At 51.8% G+C, this 22,479-nt stretch carries 19 protein-coding genes and 1 riboswitch; of the genes, 10 read left to right on the forward strand and 9 right to left on the reverse strand.

Translation table 11 applies throughout. From position 1 onward, the window contains the following. Positions 1-3: 3 nt before the first annotated feature. Positions 4-101, reverse strand: a riboswitch (glycine riboswitch). 219 nt (positions 102-320) lie between these two features. Continuing rightward, positions 321-1,127: an exodeoxyribonuclease III gene (gene xthA / locus NC856_RS02195; protein ID WP_264088770.1), complete on the forward strand. Its 807-nt coding sequence runs from the start codon at positions 321-323 to the stop codon at positions 1,125-1,127. 71 nt (positions 1,128-1,198) lie between these two features. Here the strand turns inward: xthA and NC856_RS02200 are convergent, their stop codons facing one another. The 3 genes from NC856_RS02200 to NC856_RS02210 form a co-directional block, all read right to left on the reverse strand. Then, positions 1,199-1,492, reverse strand: a complete 294-nt coding sequence (locus NC856_RS02200; RefSeq protein ID WP_264088771.1) for a YnjH family protein — start codon at positions 1,490-1,492, stop codon at positions 1,199-1,201. Then, positions 1,489-3,411, reverse strand: coding sequence for a DNA topoisomerase III (locus tag NC856_RS02205; RefSeq protein WP_264088898.1), 1,923 nt, complete (start codon positions 3,409-3,411; stop codon positions 1,489-1,491). Before NC856_RS02205 ends, NC856_RS02200 begins: the two co-directional genes overlap by 4 nt. Positions 3,412-3,507: 96 nt before the next feature. Next, positions 3,508-4,059 (reverse strand): NAD(P)H nitroreductase, encoded by a 552-nt coding sequence (locus tag NC856_RS02210; RefSeq protein WP_264088772.1) that lies wholly within the window; start codon positions 4,057-4,059, stop codon positions 3,508-3,510. Between the two features lie 400 nt (positions 4,060-4,459). On the opposite strand from NC856_RS02210, the gene sppA reads away from it, so the two are divergent. The 3 genes from sppA to pncA all read left to right on the forward strand — a co-directional run bounded on the left by sppA (position 4,460) and on the right by pncA (position 8,106). Further along, the gene (sppA, locus tag NC856_RS02215; protein WP_264088773.1) at positions 4,460-6,310 is read left to right on the forward strand and encodes a signal peptide peptidase SppA; all 1,851 of its coding nucleotides are present in this window, start codon (positions 4,460-4,462) and stop codon (positions 6,308-6,310) included. Positions 6,311-6,391: 81 nt separating this feature from the next. Continuing rightward, the gene (gene ansA, locus NC856_RS02220) at positions 6,392-7,411 is read left to right on the forward strand and encodes an asparaginase (protein WP_264088774.1); all 1,020 of its coding nucleotides are present in this window, start codon (positions 6,392-6,394) and stop codon (positions 7,409-7,411) included. 35 nt (positions 7,412-7,446) lie between these two features. Next, positions 7,447-8,106 carry a bifunctional nicotinamidase/pyrazinamidase gene (gene pncA / locus NC856_RS02225; RefSeq protein WP_264088775.1) on the forward strand — a complete coding sequence of 220 codons (660 nt, stop codon included), beginning with the start codon at positions 7,447-7,449 and terminating at the stop codon, positions 8,104-8,106. A gap of 9 nt (positions 8,107-8,115) precedes the next feature. On the opposite strand, the gene NC856_RS02230 is transcribed toward pncA, so the two are convergent. Beyond that, positions 8,116-8,388 (reverse strand): YeaC family protein, encoded by a 273-nt coding sequence (locus NC856_RS02230; RefSeq protein WP_264088776.1) that lies wholly within the window; start codon positions 8,386-8,388, stop codon positions 8,116-8,118. Between the two features lie 123 nt (positions 8,389-8,511). Beyond that, positions 8,512-8,931: a peptide-methionine (R)-S-oxide reductase MsrB gene (gene msrB / locus NC856_RS02235; RefSeq protein ID WP_264088777.1), complete on the reverse strand. Its 420-nt coding sequence runs from the start codon at positions 8,929-8,931 to the stop codon at positions 8,512-8,514. Between the two features lie 344 nt (positions 8,932-9,275). Between msrB and gapA the strand changes: the two genes are divergently transcribed. Together gapA and NC856_RS02245 are read left to right on the forward strand one after the other, a co-directional pair. Further along, entirely contained in the window at positions 9,276-10,271 is a 996-nt protein-coding gene (gapA, locus tag NC856_RS02240) for a glyceraldehyde-3-phosphate dehydrogenase (RefSeq protein WP_264088779.1), read from the forward strand. Positions 10,272-10,379: 108 nt separating this feature from the next. Then, positions 10,380-11,249, forward strand: coding sequence for a D-hexose-6-phosphate mutarotase (locus NC856_RS02245; RefSeq protein ID WP_264088780.1), 870 nt, complete (start codon positions 10,380-10,382; stop codon positions 11,247-11,249). A gap of 61 nt (positions 11,250-11,310) precedes the next feature. Here the strand turns inward: NC856_RS02245 and NC856_RS02250 are convergent, their stop codons facing one another. Next, a complete protein-coding gene (locus tag NC856_RS02250; RefSeq protein ID WP_264088781.1) occupies positions 11,311-12,165 on the reverse strand; it encodes an aldo/keto reductase in 855 nt (284 codons plus the stop codon). Between the two features lie 125 nt (positions 12,166-12,290). Further along, positions 12,291-13,040: a MipA/OmpV family protein gene (locus NC856_RS02255; RefSeq protein ID WP_264101766.1), complete on the reverse strand. Its 750-nt coding sequence runs from the start codon at positions 13,038-13,040 to the stop codon at positions 12,291-12,293. A 521-nt stretch (positions 13,041-13,561) separates the two neighbouring features. Between NC856_RS02255 and yeaG the strand changes: the two genes are divergently transcribed. The 3 genes from yeaG (at position 13,562) to NC856_RS02270 (ending at position 18,210) form a co-directional block, all read left to right on the forward strand. After that, positions 13,562-15,496, forward strand: a complete 1,935-nt coding sequence (yeaG, locus tag NC856_RS02260) for a protein kinase YeaG (RefSeq protein ID WP_264088782.1) — start codon at positions 13,562-13,564, stop codon at positions 15,494-15,496. A 36-nt stretch (positions 15,497-15,532) separates the two neighbouring features. After that, positions 15,533-16,807, forward strand: a complete 1,275-nt coding sequence (locus NC856_RS02265; RefSeq protein WP_264088783.1) for a YeaH/YhbH family protein — start codon at positions 15,533-15,535, stop codon at positions 16,805-16,807. A gap of 203 nt (positions 16,808-17,010) precedes the next feature. Continuing rightward, a complete protein-coding gene (locus tag NC856_RS02270; protein WP_264088784.1) occupies positions 17,011-18,210 on the forward strand; it encodes a multidrug effflux MFS transporter in 1,200 nt (399 codons plus the stop codon). An 84-nt stretch (positions 18,211-18,294) separates the two neighbouring features. Here the strand turns inward: NC856_RS02270 and NC856_RS02275 are convergent, their stop codons facing one another. Further along, on the reverse strand, positions 18,295-19,548 hold the full coding sequence (locus tag NC856_RS02275; protein WP_264088785.1) for a D-amino acid dehydrogenase: 1,254 nt from the start codon (positions 19,546-19,548) through the stop codon (positions 18,295-18,297). A gap of 307 nt (positions 19,549-19,855) precedes the next feature. On the opposite strand from NC856_RS02275, the gene NC856_RS02280 reads away from it, so the two are divergent. Next, complete coding sequence (locus NC856_RS02280; RefSeq protein WP_264088786.1) at positions 19,856-21,394, forward strand: SpoVR family protein; 1,539 nt, start codon at positions 19,856-19,858, stop codon at positions 21,392-21,394. A gap of 116 nt (positions 21,395-21,510) precedes the next feature. Here the strand turns inward: NC856_RS02280 and fadR are convergent, their stop codons facing one another. Then, positions 21,511-22,230: a fatty acid metabolism transcriptional regulator FadR gene (fadR, locus tag NC856_RS02285; protein WP_264088787.1), complete on the reverse strand. Its 720-nt coding sequence runs from the start codon at positions 22,228-22,230 to the stop codon at positions 21,511-21,513. Positions 22,231-22,479: the final 249 nt, after the last annotated feature.

The following is a 22,479-nucleotide window of genomic DNA, read 5'->3' on the forward strand; positions in this document are numbered from 1 at the left end:
TGTGCCCCTCCCTCTGTCCGTTTTACCTGAGAGTTTACGCAGCGCTCGCCGCTTGCCCCTTCGGTGGGTTGTCGCAACAACCTCTCTCCAGTTGGCATCAATGAAATTCGCAGTATGGTGACCTGAGCGATTATGGGAGTTTGCGCCTTCGGCGGAGCATCATTCGATACCCTCTCTCCTGCGAGCAGCGCAGTATACGGACTCCCCACGCCTGGTTCAACCTGTCATAGCCGAATCTTATTATCAGGTGGCGTTGCCGTGACGTTTGGCCTCGATTTCTGCTACCATCTGCAAACATTTTTCATTGAACGGCAGCTAACATGAAAGTTGTTTCTTTTAATATCAATGGACTGCGAGCTCGCCCTCATCAGTTGGCCGCAGTTATCGAACAGCATCAACCGGATGTCATCGGCTTGCAGGAGACAAAAGTCCATGACGATATGTTTCCACTGGCAGAGGTTAGCCAATACGGTTATCACGTCTTTTATCACGGTCAGAAAGGGCATTACGGGGTCGCGCTGTTGTGTAAAGCAGAACCGATTGCCGTCCGACGTGGTTTCCCTGATGATGATGAAAACGCGCAACGACGTATCATCATGGCGGATTTTGCCACCGTTCACGGCACGCTGACCGTTATCAACGGCTATTTCCCGCAGGGCGAAAGCCGCGATCACCCGATCAAGTTTCCTGCTAAAACCCGGTTCTATCAGGATCTGCAACACTACATTGAACAATACCATACCGCCGCTCAACCCTTAATCGTGATGGGCGATCTCAACATCAGCCCAACCGATCTGGATATCGGCATTGGCGAGGATAATCGCAAACGCTGGTTGCGTACCGGAAAGTGCTCTTTCCTGCCAGAAGAGCGCGAATGGCTTGCCCGTCTGCAATCCCTGGGATTGATCGATACTTTTCGCGCCGCCAATCCCGAATGTAACGATCGTTTCTCGTGGTTTGACTACCGTTCCGCGGGATTTGATACCAATCGAGGATTACGTATTGATTTGATACTGGCAAGTCAAGTGCTGGTCGAACGCTGTACACGCACAGGTATCGATTATGCTATTCGGGCAATGGAAAAACCTTCCGACCATGCGCCGATTTGGGCCGAATTTGCCTTATAACGTTGCCTTGTTGTAATCATCACGCCGTGCGTCGAAGATGCCGCACGGCGTGATCGTCGGCTTTCAGAACGTTACTGTTTGATTAACTGCCAAATCAAATTATTAGTGCCCAGCGTTTGTTTATCGCGCACGCATTGAAGCAATACCCCTTCTGTTTTCAGCACCGCGCCTTCCGAATAGTTGCGGTTTTCGTAAACGCAGCAGCGGATGCAGGTATTCTGCTGCTGCCCGCGCGAGGCAGAGCCTGAACCCCATACTTCGGCGGGAACCGGCACCACAATGTCCGTTTCGCCGCGATTGGCCAGAACCATTGACGGCAGTGCTGAAACCGCACCGAGAATAACCATAAACGCTCGTAATCTCATTGTTCCCGCTCCTTCCCATTAGGCTGAGGCTTTCGCCGTTTTTTACTGCGAGCCGGCGGTGCGGACATTCCCTTGAACGCACTGACAGCCCGGTTTTGTCTGGCTTGGCGGATCATTTCCTGTAGCGAATGCGTCAACGGCTGCATGAAATCCTGATAACGGCATTGCTTTTCACTGATTTGCGTCAGCGTCGCTTCCCAATGGGCGGTCATATCCGGCAGTGCGGCACTGTCCGGCAACGAATGGATCAACGCCCGACCCGTTTCGCTGGCATGAATATAACGTCCTTTTTTGAACAGGAATGTCCGCTTGAATAACAGTTCGATAATGCCGGCGCGCGTCGCTTCAGTGCCAAGACCATCAGTCGCACGCAGGATCTTTTTCAGATTTTTATCCTGCACAAAGCGCGCAATACCAGTCATAGCCGATAACAAGGTCGCATCGGTAAACGGTCTGGGCGGCTGCGTCTGTCGCTCAACCACTTCGCCACGCTCACACAACAGTTCATCACCTTTGGCAACCACGGGCAACGGCGTCCCCTCATTCTCCTCATCACGCTCTTTGCCGCCCAGCAACGTTCGCCAGCCCGCTTCCGCCAGAAAACGCGCTTTCGCCAAAAATTTACCGCCCGCGATGTCCAGTTCGATAACACATTTGCGAAAAACCGCATCGGGGCAGAATTGCATGATGTATTGCCGCGCAATCAGACCATAAACGTTGCTCTCATTATCCGATAACGTCGTGCCGGCGCTGCGCGCCGTCGGGATAATCGCATGGTGCGCGTCCACTTTGCCGTCATCCCAGCAGCGATTGCGCCGATCTATGTCCATAACGGGCTGCGGCAATAACGCGGGCTGATGCAGCGAAATGGCGTTCAATACTGCATGGCGCCCCGCAAAATGCTCTTCAGGCAAGTAACGGCTATCCGAGCGCGGATAGGTGATCAGTTTGTGGGTTTCATACAACCGCTGACAAATATCCAGCACCTGCTGCGCGCTAAGCCCAAAACGCCTGGCGGCTTCAATTTGCAATGTGGACAGCGAGTAAGGCAACGGCGCGGTTTCAGACTCACGTTTATCATTATAGCCGGTGACAAAAGCAGGTTGACCGTCGATTCGCTTAACAACATGCTCCGCCAGGGCCCGATTGAGCAGTCGTCCTTCTTCATCCTGATAGGGTTCACAGGATTCGCTGGGTTGCCAGATCGCCACAAATCGTTCATCGGCTGGCGTGACGATATGCGCTTTCACCTCGAAATAATCCCTGGGGACAAAATTCTCGATTTCTTCATCACGCCGCACAACCAGACCAAGCACCGGCGTCTGAACGCGACCAACCGACAACACGCCGTCATAACCGGCATTGCGCCCAAGCAATGTGTAGGCGCGAGTCATATTTATGCCATACAGCCAGTCCGCGCGTGAACGGGCCAGCGCGGACACGCACAACGGAATAAACTCACGGTTTTCCCGCAAGCGCGAAACGGCGCGCGCCACCGCCTGCGGATTTAAATCGTTAATCAGACAACGACGCACCTGGTGTCGTTTTTCTGTCGGCAACGCCAGATATTCCAGCACTTCATCAACCAGTAATTGCCCTTCACGATCGGGGTCGCCCGCATGAATAATTTCGTCGGCGTCAGCCAGTAATTTTTTGATGGCATTAAGCTGCTTGCTGACCGATGAACGCGGTTGCAGCAACCACTTTTGCGGAATGATCGGTAAATCGTCCAGGGACCAACGCGCATAGCGCGTATCATAAACATCCGGCTGCGCCTGTTCGAGCAGATGCCCGACGCACCAGGTGACGACATCACTCCGCCCGCAGGCGATAAAACCGTCGCCACGTCGATGCGGTTTAGGCAGCACATCCGCAATCGCCCGCGCGAGGCTGGGCTTTTCGGCAATAAAAAGTCGCATTACCCACCGTTGCGCTGAAAGCATGTTTCCCGACGCCGTGCGGCACAATTGCGCGTCAGCTTCGTCGGTGAACACGACATTTTCAATTGGCGCTTATCAGAAGTACTGAACAAATTTTTCCGGGTCGAGCGGCGTAACCGTAGTCGACGCTTTCAGCATCGGCGTCCCCAGATAGAGGAATCCGACGATCTCATCGTGCTCGCGGCACTGAAATGCTGCACGAACACGCGGGCTGTGCGTCCAGGCGCCGCTGCGCCAGATACCGTTAAAGCCCTGAGCCAGCGCCGCCATTTGCATCGCCTGAACCGCACAACCGGCAGAAACAACCTGCTCCCAGATCGGAACTTTCGGATGTTCCTCGCAATATGCCACAACCGTAATGATCTGCGGTGCGCGGAAAGGCGCCTGGCGCGCTTTATCAATACCGGCTTCGTCCATACCTTCCGCTTGCGCCGCTTCAGTCAGCACCGCGCTAAAACGCGCCAGGCCCTGCCCCTCAATGACAAAAAACCGCCAGGGTTGCAACGTGCCATGATCCGGCGCACGCATCCCGGCCTGGATAATATTGCTCAGGGCGTCGCCGGCCGGCGCGGGTGTTGTCAGGCGTGACGCCGATCGGCGGTTGAGCAACAGTTTGAGAGCATCCATCACACATCTCCTGTATGGCAATCTGATTTCTGAGATATCTCGTTTACGTTTAAGTCGCTGGTGTGCTGGCTTCCCGTAACGCGAAACCTATCGGGATAGGACAACGTTGCGCGCCACGGTAGCACAAGTAGAAGTTTTGTTACAAGATAGCCCCAATTCAGGGCGTCTGGGGTATTATTTAATGCTGACTTTTAGTGGCTCGCTCATTAGGATATTAGGGGCTATTACACTAAGGCTGAATTATCGCGGACAGGCTTCGCGTTGACAGCACACAGACAACCAAACGAAACATTTTTGAATGGCTACCTGTTACCGGAGCGTACCGCTGTCCGGTATCAACATGCCTGTAAAACAGCCTTTGGGAGCGATTCCAGGCGATTTTCCCGATCTCGGAGATATTATGCGCACATTGTGGCGAGTTTTTAGCGGACTTTTTAAGTGGACGTGGCGTCTGCTTAATTTTATCAGAGAATTTATTCTCAACATTTTTCTTATCGCGCTCATTCTGATCGGCGTCGGGATTTATTCACAATTTACGAGTTCTCCGACAGAAACGACGCGTGGGGCATTGCTGGTTGATTTGACCGGGGTGGTTGTCGATCAACCGTCGGTAAATAATAAATTACGTCAATTAAGTCGTGAGTTTTTCGGCGCATCCAGCAATCGTCGTCAGGAAAACTCGCTATTTGATATTGTCGACAGCATTCGTCAGGCGAAAAATGACGACAATATTACCGGTATGGTGCTGGATCTGAGCGATTTTACCGGCGCCGATCAGCCTTCATTGCAATATATCGGCAAGGCGTTACGTGAATTCCGCGACAGCGGTAAGCCGATTTACGCCGTTGGCGACAGTTTCGACCAGTCACAATATTATCTGGCCAGCTTTGCCAATACGATTGCGCTGACACCGCAGGGAGATGTCAATCTGCATGGTCTGGCAACCAATAACCTCTACTTCAAATCTCTGCTGGATAAGCTGAAGGTCACGACGCATATTTTCCGGGTCGGTACGTATAAATCCGCGGTCGAACCCTATCTGCGCGATGATATGTCCGATGCCGCACGGGATGCGGATCGCCAGTGGGTCAACTCGCTATGGCAGCAATATCTGAATACCGTTTCCGCCAATCGTCAGATCACCCCAGAGCAACTGTTCCCCGGCGCGGCGGGCGTGATTGCCGGTTTGCAGTCGGTTGATGGCGACACGGCAAATTATGCCTTGCAGAACAAACTGGTTGACGAAGTGGCTTCCCGCTCAGTTATCGAGCAGACACTGGTCAAAACATTTGGCTGGAACAACAAAACGAACAACTTTAATTTCACCAGCATTTACGACTACGTTACGACGCCGCCGGTGCAGAATAACAATCAGATCGCGGTTATTTTTGCCAATGGCGCAATTATCGATGGGCAGGAAACGCCGGGGATGGTTGGCGGCGACACCACAGCGGCCCAGATTCGTAATGCGCGACTGGATCCCAAGGTGAAAGCGCTGGTACTGCGCGTCAACAGTCCGGGCGGCAGTGTAACCGCATCCGAACTGATCCGCGCCGAATTGATGACCACGCGGCTGGCAGGCAAACCGGTGGTGGTTTCCATGGGCGGCATGGCGGCATCGGGCGGTTACTGGATTTCAACACCGGCTAACGCGATTATTTCCAGTCCGAGCACATTAACCGGCTCCATCGGCATTTTTGGCGTCATCACCACCTTCGAAAACTCGCTGGACAGCATTGGCGTGTATACTGACGGCGTCGCCACTTCTCCACTGGCGGATCTCTCGATAACCAAGACGTTGCCGCCAGAATTCAGTCAGATGATGCAACTCCGCATTGAGCGTGGTTACAAAAACTTCATCGATATTGTGGCTCAGGCGCGTAAGAAAACACCGGAGCAAATCGATCAGATTGCTCAAGGGCATGTCTGGGTCGGCAGCGATGCGAAAGAAAATGGTCTGGTCGACCAATTGGGCGACTTTGACGATGCCGTGAAAAAAGCCGCAGAACTGGCGAAACTGGGTAAATACCAGTTGAACTGGTATACGGAGCAACCCGGTCTGCTGGATTCGCTGCTGAATCAGGTCAATGCGTCTGTTTACGCCTGGCTGCCAGCCGCCGTGCAATCCATGCTGCCCGCGCCAGTAGCGCAGTTGTCTGAAACGGTGCGCTCGCAACCCGCTATCATGAATAACTTCAACGATCCGCAGAACCGATATGCCTTGTGCCTGAACTGTGGAGAAGTTCGCTAAATACCGCAGCCCGGTTCAAATACCGGGCTGTTTTCCTTTGTTGTTGCCCTATAATCGTTTTTTACCCTTATACACACACCTATGCAGAAAAAATCCATTTATGTGGCCTATACTGGCGGCACGATCGGGATGCAACGCTCCAGCAACGGTTATATTCCCGTGTCCGGGCATCTCCAACAACAGTTGGCTCAGATGCCGGAATTTCACCGTGCTGAGATGCCGGCGTTTACTATCCATGAATACTCCCCGTTGATTGACTCTTCCGATATGACACCCGCGGATTGGCAAGCTATCGCGGATGATATTCAGCAGCATTACGACCACTACGATGGCTTCGTCATTCTGCACGGTACTGACACCATGGCTTTTACCGCCTCTGCACTTTCGTTCATGTTGGAAAATCTGGCGAAGCCGGTTATTGTGACAGGGTCACAAATTCCTTTAGCGGAACTGCGTTCCGACGGACAAACCAATCTGCTCAATGCGCTCTATGTCGCCGCCAACCACCCGGTGAATGAGGTCGCCCTGTTCTTCAACAATAAGTTATTACGCGGCAACCGGACCACCAAAGCACACGCGGACGGCTTTGATGCTTTCGCCTCCCCCAACTATCCGCCGCTACTGGAAGCCGGCATTCATATTCGCCGTTTCGCTCCCGCCGCAACAGGTGAGAATGGCCCGCAGTTGAAAGTTCATCACATCACGCCGCAACCTATCGGGGTGATTACCATTTATCCGGGCATTTCCGCCGATGTGGTGAGCAACTTCCTGCGTCAGCCGGTCAAAGCGCTGATCCTCCGTTCTTACGGCGTAGGCAATGCGCCTCAGAGTCCTGGTTTGCTGAATGAGTTACGCCAGGCTTCAGAACGCGGTATTGTCGTAGTAAACCTAACGCAGTGTATTTCTGGCCGAGTGAATATGGGGGGTTATGCGACCGGCAATGCACTGGCGCAAGCTGGCGTCATCAGCGGTTTTGACATGACGGTGGAAGCCGCCTTGACCAAGCTGCACTATCTACTCAGCCAGCAAGATCTCAGTTCCGATGAAATCAGACAACAGATGCGGAAAAATTTACGGGGCGAGTTAAGCGATAGCGATTAACCCATTGAAAATGAATTTAATTATGGAGTGAACACATGAGCAGAGCGCTGTTATTGATTGATTTACAAAATGACTTTTGTCCCGGCGGCGCATTGCCGGTCAGTGAGGGCGATCAGGTCATTGAGATTGCCAATCATGTCATCAGCGCCTGTCTGACGGCCAACGTTCCGGTGATTGCCAGTCAGGACTGGCACCCGGCCAATCATGGTAGTTTTGCCGTCAACGCACATGCCAATGTCGGTGAAACGGGTGAACTGGATGGCTTACCGCAAATCTGGTGGCCGGTGCATTGCGTACAAGGGGAAGCTGGCGCGCAATTTCATCCGGCACTCAATCAACAGGCTATCGAATGGGTGGTTCAGAAAGGGACGCAAGCCAATATCGACAGCTACAGCGCGTTCTTTGATAACGGGCATCGCGCCCAAACTCAGCTCGATAGCTGGCTGAAAGCCCGCAAGATCGCTCATTTGACCATCATGGGGCTGGCGACGGATTATTGCGTGAAATTCACGGTGCTGGATGCGCTTGATCTGGGGTATCAAACGGACGTGCTGGTCGAGGGGTGCCGCGGCGTAAATCTTAGCCCTGACGACAGCCAGAAGGCGTTAGCGGAAATGGCGCAGCACGGCGCCAATCTACTGACGCTGGCGCAGGTTATCGCCAGCCTGAGCTCCGCCGCTGCTATTCATGGATGAGGATGATAACTAAGGTTTGAGCGTGATGATGGCGGCGCCGTCATAGAATTGTTGCTTCAGTTCCTGTTTGCTTTTCATCACGATCTCACCGTTGGCGCCAATCGTCATATGCTCCGCCTGCTGATTGTGACGAGCTTGCCACAGCATCACTATTTGCAGGCAGTTCTCTTTCTGTTCCGTCGACAGCGCCACGCCATCCGGCCATTTCCCCAGTTCTACCGCCGTTGCCAGGCGTTGATAAATCTCGGGCGTCATCGCATCAATCAGGTCATCAAGTTGCATATCCTGGTCCTGCACAGTGGAATATTTATCGATTTTGTCTGTGGCTTGCGCATCATCAATCCGCATTTTTTGCTGAATCGATTAAAGCAAAACTTGATATAATCGTCTGCGTTATATCACGAGTTAACCGTCAACCCGCTCTCCGTCTACCCCGTCAATAAAGCTGAGCGAGGCGGAATTGACGCAGTAGCGCTCCCCGGTGGTCTTGGGGCCATCGGGGAAGACATGTCCCAGATGCGCGTCACAGTGTCCGCAGCGAATCTCGATACGGCGCATGTTGTGTGAATCGTCTTCCAGATAGCGAATCGCCTGCGAGGATACCGGCTGATCAAAACTCGGCCAGCCACAGCCGGAATCATATTTGCTATCGGAATAGAACAGTGGCGACTGACAGCAGAGGCAGTGATAAACGCCGGTACGTTTGTTATGCAGCAACTTACCGGAAAAGGCTGGTTCAGTCCCCCGCTGCTGTGTGACATAACGTTGCATTTCGGTTAGCTCAAGGTCATCAGGGGGCGTTTGCCGGGTGGGTTCGTTCGTCATGGTAATCTCGCAGAGTGTGTTGTCTGTCAAAATAATCACTAATTATAACAAAAAATTAACAACCTTACAGGTCATTTTGGCATAATATAGACACCGTGATTATGAACAAATTCTAATTGTGATAAAGGTCACAATTTTAACTCAGCCGGGCTTTATATGATGTAATACAACATCATACCAGCCTTGGATGTTCCTGAGTTACAGCAATGGTGGAGTTTCGTTCAAAGGTTAGTCAGAGGATTGACTTACAGCAACTATTGACACGATTCCGCTTGACGCTCAGCAAGGTTTTTGTAATTTTACAACCAACCTTTTATTCACTAACCAATTATCTGGTGGAATATATGACTATCAAAGTAGGTATCAACGGTTTTGGCCGTATTGGACGTATTGTTTTCCGTGCTGCGCAAGAGCGTTCTGACATCGAAATCGTTGCCATCAACGATCTGTTGGATGCCGAATACATGGCTTACATGCTGAAGTATGACTCTACGCATGGTCGTTTCAACGGCACAGTGGAAGTTAAAGATGGTCATCTGGTTGTTAACGGTAAAACCATCCGCGTTACCGCAGAAAGAGATCCGGCCAACCTGAAATGGAATGAAGTCAACGTTGACGTGGTTGCTGAAGCAACCGGTATCTTCCTGACTGATGAAACCGCACGTAAACACATTACCGCGGGCGCCAAGAAAGTGGTTCTGACCGGTCCGTCCAAAGATGACACCCCAATGTTCGTGATGGGCGTAAACCACAAAGCTTACGCGGGTCAGGAAATCGTTTCCAACGCGTCTTGCACCACTAACTGCCTGGCTCCGCTGGCTAAAGTCATCAACGACAATTTCGGTATCGTTGAAGCGCTGATGACCACCGTTCACGCGACCACCGCTACGCAGAAAACCGTTGACGGCCCGTCTCACAAAGACTGGCGCGGCGGCCGCGGCGCGTCACAGAACATCATCCCTTCTTCTACCGGCGCGGCTAAAGCAGTCGGCAAGGTGATCCCGGAACTGAACGGCAAACTGACCGGTATGGCGTTCCGCGTTCCTACTCCGAACGTTTCTGTTGTCGACCTGACCGCGCGTCTGGAAAAACCGGCTTCTTACAAAGAAATCTGTGCGGCTATCAAAGCGGCGTCTGAAGGCGAACTGAAAGGCGTTCTGGGCTACACTGAAGATGACGTTGTATCTACCGATTTCAACGGTGAAAAACTGACTTCTGTGTTCGATGCCAAAGCCGGTATCGCCCTGAACGACAACTTTGTGAAACTGGTTTCCTGGTACGACAACGAAACTGGCTACTCTAACAAAGTTTTGGATCTGATCGCCCATATCTCTAAATAAGCATCGGTGATGATTCAATGATGAAGGGCGACCGTTGCGTCGCCCTTTTTATTTGCTGCCTGACGAGCCGTTATGCGCTCATATATAACAACCATAAAAGGCAATATCATGAACGATAAGATTTTCAAACTTCCCATCATAAATCCTATTACCGCCACCATCAGTCAACGTCAGTTGGCGCAACTGCCCGTCATCGTGGTTGACCATCCGCAAGTCCGTGCTGCCATCGCGCTACAGGGTGCGCACCTGCTGAACTGGCAGCCCGTCGATGAAGCATCGGTGCTGTGGTTGAGCGAAAACACGCCATTCACCGAACAGGTGGCCATTCGCGGCGGCGTGCCAGTCTGTTTCCCCTGGTTTGGCCCGTATGCCGAGCCTAATCATGGATTTGCACGACTTTTACCGTGGGAATTTACCTCGCACCGCGAAGATGACGACGGCGTTCAACTTGCCTTCACGCTGCGAGACAACGAACAAACCCGCGCCATCTGGCCGCATGCGTTTACACTTATCGCCCATTTCCATCTGGGTAAAGAGTGTCGTATTGAGTTGGAAGCTCATGGGGATTTCAGTATCACCAGCGCACTGCATACCTACTTCCAGGTTGGCGATATCAGCGAGATCAGCATCAGCGGTCTGGGTGAAACATTTATCGATAAGGTCGATCAAGGTAATCTGTCGAAAGCGTCCGGGAATTTGGCGTTTACTGGCCGCACCGATCGGATTTACACGCATCCGCAACCCGTCAGCATGATTAATGATCCGGTACTGCAACGCACAATTGAAGTGCGCCACATCAACCACAGCGATGTGGTAGCCTGGAATCCCGGCGCGGAACTGTCGCATACCATGAGCGATATGACCGACGACGGTTATCAAACCTTTGTGTGCGTAGAAACCGCGCGCATTAATCAACCGCTTATCGCCAGCGCCAGTTCACCGGCACGATTGACCAGCCTGATTCGAATCAGGAAATAGCCCCTCCGCCAGCGGGTGTCAGCCGATGCGCGGACACCCATTTCAATGCTGGCGCGCTAGCCTACACCACATCCAGATATTGTTTGTGGCTCGGAGGCGGAAACGCCTGATCCAACATCGCCAGTTCCTGCGCCGTCAGCACGATCGCCAGTGCTTGTGCATTTTCTTTCACATGCTGCTCGCTACTGGCTTTGGGGATCGCGATCACATCGGGATGGCGAATTACCCAAGCCAGCAGAAGCTGAGCAGGCGTTATTCCTCGCGCGTCGGAAATACGCTTTACTGTCGAATGCGTCAGCAGGTCATCACGTAAACGGCCTGCCTGCGCCAATGGGCAATAAGCCATCACCGGTACATGATGTTGCTGACACCAGGGCAACAAATCAAACTCAATCCCACGCGATGCCAGATGATAAAGCACCTGATTGGTTTGGCAGGTCTGACCGCCGTTGAGCGACCATAATTCCTGCATATCCTGAATATCCAGATTGGAGACGCCCCACTGTCTGATTTTGCCGACCTGCTGTAGCTTTTGCATGGCGGTGATCGTATCAATCAGCGGAAAACCACCGCGCCAATGCAGCAGATATAAATCGATATAATCTGTTTTCAGGCGCTGCAAACTTTGCTCACAGGCATTGATGGCTTGCTTACCGCCGGCATTGTGCGGATAGACTTTGGAAACCAGATAAACTTTGTCGCGCTGCCCGCGAATGGCTTCGCCAACAACCTCTTCCGCTCCGCCATCGGCGTACATTTCCGCCGTGTCGATCAACGTCAATCCGTGCGCGATGCCGACCTGTAGCGCATAAACCTCTTGCGCTCTCAACTCGGCATTTTCTCCCATATGCCATGTTCCCTGCCCCATTGCCGGAACCGTGGTTCCATCTGGAAATGCCACTTTCCTGTTAGTCATCGAGCTTCGCCCTCCTCTGAACAATCCTGGACAAGCAGCATAAGGGCCATTGCCTCATTAATGTGCGAATGGGGTGAAAACACCCCATTATTGTGCAACCAATGCACCATCACCGCTAAGTCTGCTCAGAACCGATAGCTGACGCCCACACTCATCAGTGCATTGTAGCTTCTATCTACAATCGGGCTGTCTTTTACCTCATCAGATAAACGGGTATAACGCCCTACCGCCCAGGTGCTCCAGTTCGAGTTGATCTGGTAATTCGCGCTGAGCTCCAGATAAGGCGACCAGCCATCGTCTGGACGATAACGAGCAAAACCGGAACGTGCGGACTCTTTGCTGCTGACGCCATAGTAATAGCGGTTCATATTCTCACTGAACCAGGTGGCGCCAATGCCGGGAGTTAAGCTCAAATCGCCCAGCGTGAAGCGATAAAGGTAAGCGGTATCCCAGACAAATCCGTTACTGTAATCCAGCGTATCCCCGGCCAGAACGGTACGAACCTCGCCCCAGTCGGCCCGGTGGCTATAAGCCACGCCCGCCATCAGCGTTCCACGGCGTTTATCCAATTGCTTCATCTGCTGATCGTCATTGTCGCCGCGCTTAAAGCCCAACGGCAGGTAATACGCCGTCAATGAAAGACGATTGGCGCCATCATTCCACAGATAATATCCTCCGCCCAAACCACGAAAATAGAATTGCTCGCTTTCATAGTTCAATACCGGGATCGGATAAACGTTATTATCCTCTCCACGATACACGGAAGTTGAACTCGCGGCGCCAACGCCTAAGGACACCTCGGCTGCATAAGCGGCCGGCAATGCCGCAACGCCGGAAACAAGCGCTGCCAATAGACATACATGAGAGTTTTTCACCGTTTTATTTCCTATTACATATTGGGATGAATAAGGATAGGACATGAAGCGACACCTTTGTGCCCACCCTCACGCGATAAGATCAATTAAAAATAAGATAAGCAAACAGGTTATATCAAGAAAATCGCCGTATGACGAATACATGACACGCCGCCCCAACGCCCACCCTACGGGATAATACATGGGATTGGCAGGAAGTGAGTCATTGAAATGTCTTAAAAATATGTCTAACAAGGAGAGGAAATTTTACGGATGCAAACTAAGCTTTAACAGAGAAGGTGAATTTTCCCGGGTCAGTATGCATGAAAAAAAAATCGTGAAACAGCCCGCTATCGCAAGTTGGCATAAGGGTTGCTGTACTCAGGATGACTTCATCTTTCGGGGGGCATTATATCCCATCAATATCAAGGTGCGGCACCGTGGCAACTTGAAGGAGAGCGGATATACATATTATATAGGCCACACGCATTCTACACGCTCTCTTAATCATCTGTGCTAATCGACGAAGGACGGGCATCGCTATGAACATATTTGATCACTACCGTCAGCGTTATGACGCTGCCAAGGATGAAGAGTTCACATTGCAGGAATTCCTTACTATCTGCCAGCAAGATCGCAGCGCGTTTGCCAATGCCGCTGAACGATTGCTAATGGCTATCGGCGAACCCGTGATGGTGGATACCGCACATGAATCGCGTTTATCACGTTTATTCTCGAATCGGGTCATTGCCCGCTATCCTGCGTTTGAAGAGTTTTATGGTATGGAAGATGCCATAGAACAGATCGTGTCGTATCTAAAACACGCCGCTCAGGGATTGGAAGAAAAGAAACAGATCCTGTATCTGCTAGGGCCGGTCGGTGGCGGTAAATCCTCACTGGCGGAGCGTCTGAAAGTGCTGATGCAGCGTGTCCCCATCTATATTCTTAGCGCCAATGGCGAGCGCAGTCCGGTCAACGACCACCCGTTATGCCTGTTTAACCCACAGGAAGATGCCGCAATCCTGGAAAAAGAGTACGCCATTCCGCGACGCTATCTCGGCACCATCATGTCGCCCTGGGCCGCCAAACGTTTGCAGGAATTCGGCGGCGATATTACCAAATTCAAGGTTATCAAAGTCTGGCCTTCCATTCTTGCGCAACTGGGGATCGCCAAAACCGAACCAGGCGACGAAAACAACCAGGATATTTCGGCGCTGGTGGGTAAAGTTGATATCCGTAAATTGGAGCACTATGCCCAGAACGATCCCGATGCTTACGGTTATTCCGGCGCCCTCTGCCGCGCTAATCAGGGCATCATGGAATTTGTGGAAATGTTCAAAGCCCCGATCAAAGTGCTGCATCCCCTGTTGACGGCAACACAGGAAGGCAACTACAACGGTACGGAAGGCATTGCCGCCTTGCCCTTCAACGGCATCATTCTGGCGCACTCCAATGAATCGGAATGGGTGCAGTTCCGTAACAACAAAAACAATGAAGCTTTCCTTGACCGCGTCTATATCGTGAAAGTGCCATATTGCCTGCGCGTTTCAGAAGAAGTCAAAATCTACGACAAGCTGCTTAACCATAGCGAACTGACTCATGCGCCATGCGCGCCCGGAACGCTGGAAACGCTGGCCCGTTTCTCCATCCTTTCCCGGCTGAAAGAACCGGAAAACTCCAGCATCTACTCCAAAATGCGGGTATATGACGGTGAAAGTCTGAAAGATACCGATCCGAAAGCCAAGTCTTATCAGGAATACCGTGACTATGCGGGCGTGGATGAGGGCATGAACGGCCTTTCAACCCGCTTTGCGTTTAAAATCCTGTCACGCGTCTTCAATTTCGATCACAGTGAAGTCGCGGCGAATCCGGTCCATCTCTTCTATGTGCTGGAGCAGCAGATTGAGCGCGAACAGTTCCCACAAGATCTGGCTGAGAAATATCTGGAGCACCTGAAAGGCTACCTGATCCCAAAATACGCGGAATTTATCGGTAAAGAGATCCAGACCGCTTATCTGGAATCCTATTCGGAATACGGGCAAAACATCTTTGATCGTTATGTTACCTATGCCGACTTCTGGATTCAGGATCAGGAATACCGCGATCCCGATACCGGGCAGTTGTTTGACCGCGAATCCCTGAATGCCGAACTGGAGAAAATTGAAAAACCGGCTGGTATCAGCAACCCCAAAGATTTTCGTAATGAAATCGTCAATTTTGTGCTGCGCGCCAGAGCAAATAATAGCGGACGTAATCCAAACTGGACCAGTTACGAGAAATTGCGCACAGTGATTGAGAAGAAAATGTTCTCCAACACGGAAGAACTGTTGCCGGTTATTTCGTTTAACACCAAGACCTCAACGGATGAGCAGAAAAAACATGATGATTTCGTCGATCGCATGATGGAGAAGGGCTATACCCGTAAGCAGGTGCGTTTGCTGTGCGAATGGTATCTGCGGGTGAGGAAATCATCATAATGATGCATGAAGTTGGCAATGTTGTTTGGGGGAAGTATGGCCTATTTCATTGATCGACGGCTTAATGGCAAAAACAAAAGCATGGTTAACCGCCAGCGCTTTTTGCGCCGCTATAAGTCGCAAATAAAAAAGTCGATTGCCGAGGCCATTAATAAGCGTTCGGTGACCGATATTGAAAGTGGGGAGTCCGTTTCGATCCCCAATGGAGACATCAACGAACCCATGTTTCACCAGGCCCGCGGTGGACACCGCCATCGTGTTCATCCGGGAAATGACCACTTTGTACAAAACGATCGCATCGAGCGTCCGCAAGGTGGCGGCGGCAGCGGTTCCGGGCAAGGCGAGGCCAGTCAGGATGGTGAAGGTCAGGACGAGTTTGTGTTCCAGATATCCAAGGATGAATATCTGGATCTGTTATTTGAAGATCTGGCGCTGCCTAATCTGAAGAAGACACAGCATCGGCAGATGAATGAATTCAAGACGCACCGAGCGGGTTACACGGCGAACGGCGTACCTGCCAATATCAGCGTCGTACGTTCATTGCAAAACTCCCTTGCCCGCCGGATGGCGATGACGGCAGGCAAACGACGGGAATTGCACGCGCTGGAAGAATCGCTGGAACAGTTGGTGCATACCGAGCCGGCCCAGCTTCTGGAGGAGGAACGTTTACGGCTGGCTATTGCGGAACTGCGCCAGAAGATTGCCCGTGTCCCGTTCATTGATACCTTTGACCTGCGCTATAAAAATTACGAGCGGCGGGCCGAACCATCCAGTCAGGCGGTGATGTTTTGTCTGATGGATGTCTCTGGTTCGATGGATCAGGCGACCAAAGACATGGCCAAACGCTTTTATATCCTGCTCTATCTGTTTCTCAGCAGGAGTTATAAAAACGTCGAGGTGGTGTATATTCGTCACCACACGCAGGCCAAAGAGGTCGATGAACAGGAGTTTTTCTATTCGCAGGAAACGGGCGGCACCATTGTATCCAGTGCGTTAAAACTGATGGAAGAAGTGGTGCATGAACGTTACGACCCCGCGCAGTGGAATATTTATGCCGCGCAAGCATCCGATGGCGATAACTGGGCTGATGACTCGCCGCTGTGCCATCAGATTCTGGCCAACCAACTGCTGCCGTTGGTGCGATATTACAGCTACATCGAAATCACCCGGCGTTCACATCAGACGCTGTGGCGCGAGTACGAAATGCTGCGTGACGAATTCGATAACTTCGCCATGCAACATATTCGTGAACCAGATGATATCTATCCGGTATTCCGCGAACTTTTCCGCAAACAAACGGTAGGACATTAACCATTGTTTATTCCTCAAAATAGAATCAGCCAGAGATAATCGGGTTGATTCTATCTCTTTCCGTTAAGAATAAGTGACAACGTCACGCACATTCTGGTTTAACCACGTCAGGGGAGATAACGCTTTCTTTCCTCTGATCTGACCATTATCCTAGGCCCCCTATTTAGGAAAGCATTGAAGTAACATTCAGGTTTTTGTTGTATATGAGAAATTTTGTTCTGTTGTTATTGGCGCTGGTGTTGCTGGGGCCATTAGGGATCGACATCTATTTACCGCTGATCCCCACCATCGCTCAGGAATTAAACAGCACTGAGCCGCTGATCCAATCCACCATCGCCCTGTTCATTCTAATCATGGGAGTGGGACAACTCGCCGCCGGTCCATTAGCGGATCGCTATGGTCGTCGTCCTATGGCGCTGGCGGGCGTCGTCATCTACCTGCTTGGCGCGTGCATGGCGGCGCTGGCGACCAACGCCGGGATTTTCATGGCGTCGCGCATTTTGCAGGGAATGGCCGTCTGCTGTACCTCGGTGGCCATCTTCAGTTGTGTACGCGACCGACTGAATGGCGACGAGGCCGCCAAAACTTTCGGTTTTCTTAACGGCACGCTGAATATTGTGCCGGCGTTAGCGCCATTATTAGGCGGACTGTTGGCGGAGTTTTTGGGCTGGCGAGCGCCCTTCTGGTTTCTGGCGGCGTACAGCATTATTCTGCTGGCGCTGGTCATTTTCTTCCTGCCTGAAACCAGGCCGGCATCAACCTTGTCGTCGCGCGGCATCCCACTGCGGCAATACGCACGCATTCTCACTGAACCTCGCTTTTTGGGCTTCGCATTGGTCAATGCGGGCGCGATGGGCATGGCGTTGACCTATGTCACCTTTTCGTCGGTCGTGTTGATGAGTGACGCGCAACTGACGCCATTACAATTTTCCCTGGCATTCGGCGGTAATGGGTTCTGGATCATGCTGGTCAGCTTTTTTGCCAACCGTATCATCCGTAAAGCGGGACGCCCCGCGTGCCTGACTGTGGGCGGTCTGTTGATGGGGTTAGGTTGCATGAGTATGTTGGCTGGCGTGATGTGGCTGCCTTCTTACTGGCAAAACAGTTGGCAGAGCTTCATGTTGCCGGTGGCGCTGGCCTGTGCGGGGCTGGCGTTCCTGATGGGCCCCGCCACCAGTTATGCGCTGGAGCCTTATTCCAATGAGGCGGGCATTGCTTCGGCAATGGTGGGATTCCTTCAGATGGCGGGGGGCGCGGTGCTGGGGCTGACGGCCATGGCGCTGCCTCTGCCCTCCAAGGTTTCGCTCTCCGTGGTGATGCTGTGCGCCGCGCTGCTGGCGGTGTGGGCGCGGTTGTTGACGCGAAAACTGAAAGGCAATATTACGCCGTTGTCCCAACATTAAGCTGATTTATATCCTGAACAACCCAGTCATTGAAGGATTCAGATGACCGGGTTGATTCGACGCGTGCTTCCAGCCGGGTAAACGCTATTGCGCGTAGCGCGAGAGGGAAAGATCGTCGGATTGAATATCCGGCGTTTTACCGGAAATGATATCCGCCAACAGTTGTCCCGAACCACAGGCCATTGTCCACCCCAGCGTCCCGTGACCCGTATTAAGATAGAGATTTTTCAGCGGCGAACGTCCTACCAGCGGCGTGCCGTCTGGCGTCATCGGGCGTAACCCCGTCCAGAACTCCGCCTGCGCCAGATGACCAGCACGGGGATACAAATCTCTGACCACCATTTCCAGCGTGGCGCGGCGCTTCGGATTCAATGCGGTATTGAAGCCGACGATCTCTGCCATGCCGCCAACGCGAATACGTTGATCGAAGCGGGTAATCGCTACTTTATAAGTTTCATCCAATACGGTGGAAACCGGGGCGGCGGCATCATCCGCCAGAGGAATGGTCAATGAATAGCCTTTCAGCGGATAGACCGGGATGGTAAAACTATCGCGCAGCAGGCCCGTTGAATAGGAACCGCAAGCCATGACATAAGCATCCGCCGTTATCACTTCCCCATCGCATTGCACGCCCGTTACCTGCCGACCTTCCACTTCCAAATGGCGAACTTCACGCCCCAGCTTGAATACCACGCCCTGCGCTTGCGCCTTCGTAGCCAACTGGCGGGTAAACATCTGACAATCGCCGGTTTCATCATGCGGCAAACGCAAGCCGCCAGTGAGTTTTTCCATTACGTTGGCCAGCGCAGGCTCCACGGTTGAAAGTTGCATATTGGTCAGCAATTGATATGGCACGCCGGCGTCTTCCAGCACCGCGATATCGCGCGCCGCATTCTCATACTGTTGCGCGGTTCTGAACAGTTGCAGTGTTCCGCCCTGCCGTCCCTCATACTGAATCTGGGTTTCCTGCCGCAATTTTTGCAAACAATCCCGACTGTATTCCGCCAGTCGAACCATGCGCGCTTTATTGACTTTGTAATGCCGGCTATCGCAATTGAGCAGCATCCGCCACATCCAATACAACTGTTCGGCGGTGAAATCAGGACGGATCGCCAACGGTGCATGACGTTGGAACATCCATTTAATCGCTTTCAGCGGCACGCCTGGCGCCGCCCAGGGCGCGGAATAGCCGGGCGATATCTGACCGGCATTGCCGGCGCTGGTTTCAAGCGCGGGCTCAGGCTGCCGATCAATCACCGTGACATCATGCCCGGCTTGCGCCAGATACCATGCCGTAGAGACACCAATCACGCCACTGCCCAAAATCACAACCCGCATTTTTACTTATCCCCTCTCTTTTACCTGATCACCATGCAATATGCTGGTCAATTACCTATCCATTGGAATAAAAAACCACCTCAACCGTGGAATAGGAGACTACTGTAGCATTTAGATAAAAATTGTCATCAAGCGCAGATATAGCATTTATCTATTATTCATTCCTTGTGCACTCATCGTATGATGTGCGCCAACCCTATCAATATTTATTCCCAACTCACCGTTTTCTCATCACTTTTACCAGATTGAGCTACGATTAATAATGTCTGTACGATACCGTGCAGACAGTCATATAGAGGGCGCGCTGATGGCGATATCGACTGATAATCGGGTAAAGAAACCTCATCGTCTTGATGATGGACCAGACTGGACGTTCGAGCTATTGCAGGTCTACCTCGATGAGATAGATCGGGTAGCGAAATCCTATCGGCTGGATACCTATCCGCATCAAATTGAAGTCATTACCTCTGAGCAGATGATGGATGCCTATTCCAGTATCGGTATGCCGATCAATTATGCTCACTGGTCGTTCGGGAAGAAATTCATTGAAACCGAGCAACGCTACAAACACGGTCAGCAAGGGTTGGCGTATGAAATCGTTATCAACTCCGATCCCTGTATTGCTTATCTGATGGAAGAAAACACCATGCCCATGCAGGCGCTGGTCATGGCGCATGCCTGTTACGGGCATAACTCGTTCTTCAAAGGAAACTATCTGTTCCGTAGCTGGACCGATGCGGGCTCTATCGTCGATTATCTGATTTTTGCCCGTCAGTACCTCTCGCACTGCGAGGAGCGCTATGGCGTCGAAGAGGTTGAACGTCTGCTGGACTCCTGCCATGCCTTGATGAATTACGGCGTGGACCGTTACAAACGCCCGCAGAAAATTTCGCTGGAAGAGGAGAAGTCCCGGCAAAAAAGTCGTGAAGAATATCTGCAAAGTCAGGTTAACGAACTTTGGAAAACCCTGCCGCGGCGCGAACAGGATGTCTCCCCGGAAAAAGCCCGTCGTTTCCCACAGGAACCGCAAGAAAACCTGCTGTACTTTATGGAAAAGAACGCCCCGCTGCTGGAGCCGTGGCAACGTGAAATTTTGCGTATCGTGCGCAAAGTCAGCCAGTATTTCTACCCGCAAAAACAGACTCAGGTGATGAACGAAGGCTGGGCGACATTCTGGCACTATACGATCCTCAACCATCTGTATGATGAAGGCCGGGTGTCTGAGCGCTTTATGCTGGAATTTTTGCATAGTCATACCAATGTTGTTTATCAGCCGCCCTATAACAGCCCGTATTACAATGGCATCAACCCTTACGCACTGGGTTTTGCCATGTTTCAGGATATCAAGCGTATTTGTCAGGAACCAACGGAAGAAGATCGCTATTGGTTCCCGGATGTCGCGGGTAAAGACTGGCTGGATACGCTGCATTTCGCCATGCAGAATTTTAAAGATGAGAGTTTCATCAGCCAGTTTCTGTCGCCCAAAGTCATGCGCGATTTCCGACTGTTCACCGTGCTGGATGACGATAACAATAACTATCTGGAAATTGCCGCGATCCATGACGAAGAGGGATATCGCTTAATCCGTGAGGAGTTGTCCGCACAATATAATCTGAGCAATCTGGAGCCCAATATTCAGGTATGGAATGTGGATTTACGCGGCAACCGTTCATTGACGCTACGTTACATTCCCCACAATCGCGCGCCGCTGGATAAAAGCAGATGTGAGGTGATGAAACATGTTCATCGCCTGTGGGGATTTGATGTGAATCTTGAACAGGTTAACGAAGATGGCAGCGTGGAGTTGCTGGAGCGCTGTCCGCCGCGCAATATCGCCACCACCTGATCGGGAAGAAAAAACACAGGGTATTCTGATTGCGGGATACCCTTTTTATAACACGCGATCACGGCCCGACATTGTGTTGATGTTGAACATTGCCGGCAGCGATTTTCAATGTCCGCTTAGCGGCGAATTTCGGCAATATCATGTGGAATGGAACTCTGCATGCTATGCCAGATCGCCCCGCTTTCTTTACCGTAGTGTCTGACCACATCCATCACCTGCTCATACAGCCCTTCACTACACAGCACTTCCAGACGGCCATAAAAATCCAGCGCCAGTTTGCGCGCTTCGGGATTGGAAAAATAGTAGCGGCCAACGCGGATATATAAACCTTTAAGTCCGTTGAGGATCAATCCATAGATAGGATTGCCAGAGGCAAAGGCCAGCCCACGAAAAACATTGTAGTCAAGCTTGGCGAAAGCATCCGCGTTGTCCTCCACCACTCCGGTTTGCGTCAATACTTCACGTGTTTTTTCAGGATGTTGCCGCAGCGCTGTGCGAATAAAGATCGCCGCAATATTGGTACGTACGGCCAGAAGGTTATCAATCAGTTGCGGCACGCTATCGTGATCGAGTCTTGCCAGTGTTTCCAGAATATTCAGCCCGGAAGTTTCCCAGAAATTGTTGACCTTCGTCGGTTTACCATGCTGAATCGTTAGCCAGCCATCACGCGCCAAACGCTGAAGCACTTCGCGCAACGTGGTGCGTGTTACGCCTATCAACTCGGAGAGCTCTCTTTCTGCTGGCAGAATGGAGCCAGGCGGAAAGCGGTTGTTCCATATACTTTCAATTATATATTCTTCAGCGAATCCTGCCGGACTTTGCGCCTTTATGACCATGAGTTTGATTCCGTAGCGATATTTACCGATGAAAGCTGATCTCATCATACCAGATGAGCGAAACATGACATAGCACCGCCGCCATACGTCAAACCAATTCGCGACAAAACTGTGACCGTGAACAAAACCCTTCCGACCGACGGCGATATACTCCATTGAGTATAAAAAATTTCGCATATGTTGCCACTTCCTGCCTGGGTTACATTGAATTCATACTCATCGTGTATAGTGGTGAACGGCAGGCAAGAG

Source organism: Brenneria izbisi (assembly GCF_025840185.1).
In the GTDB taxonomy this organism is placed as follows: domain Bacteria; phylum Pseudomonadota; class Gammaproteobacteria; order Enterobacterales; family Enterobacteriaceae; genus Brenneria; species Brenneria izbisi.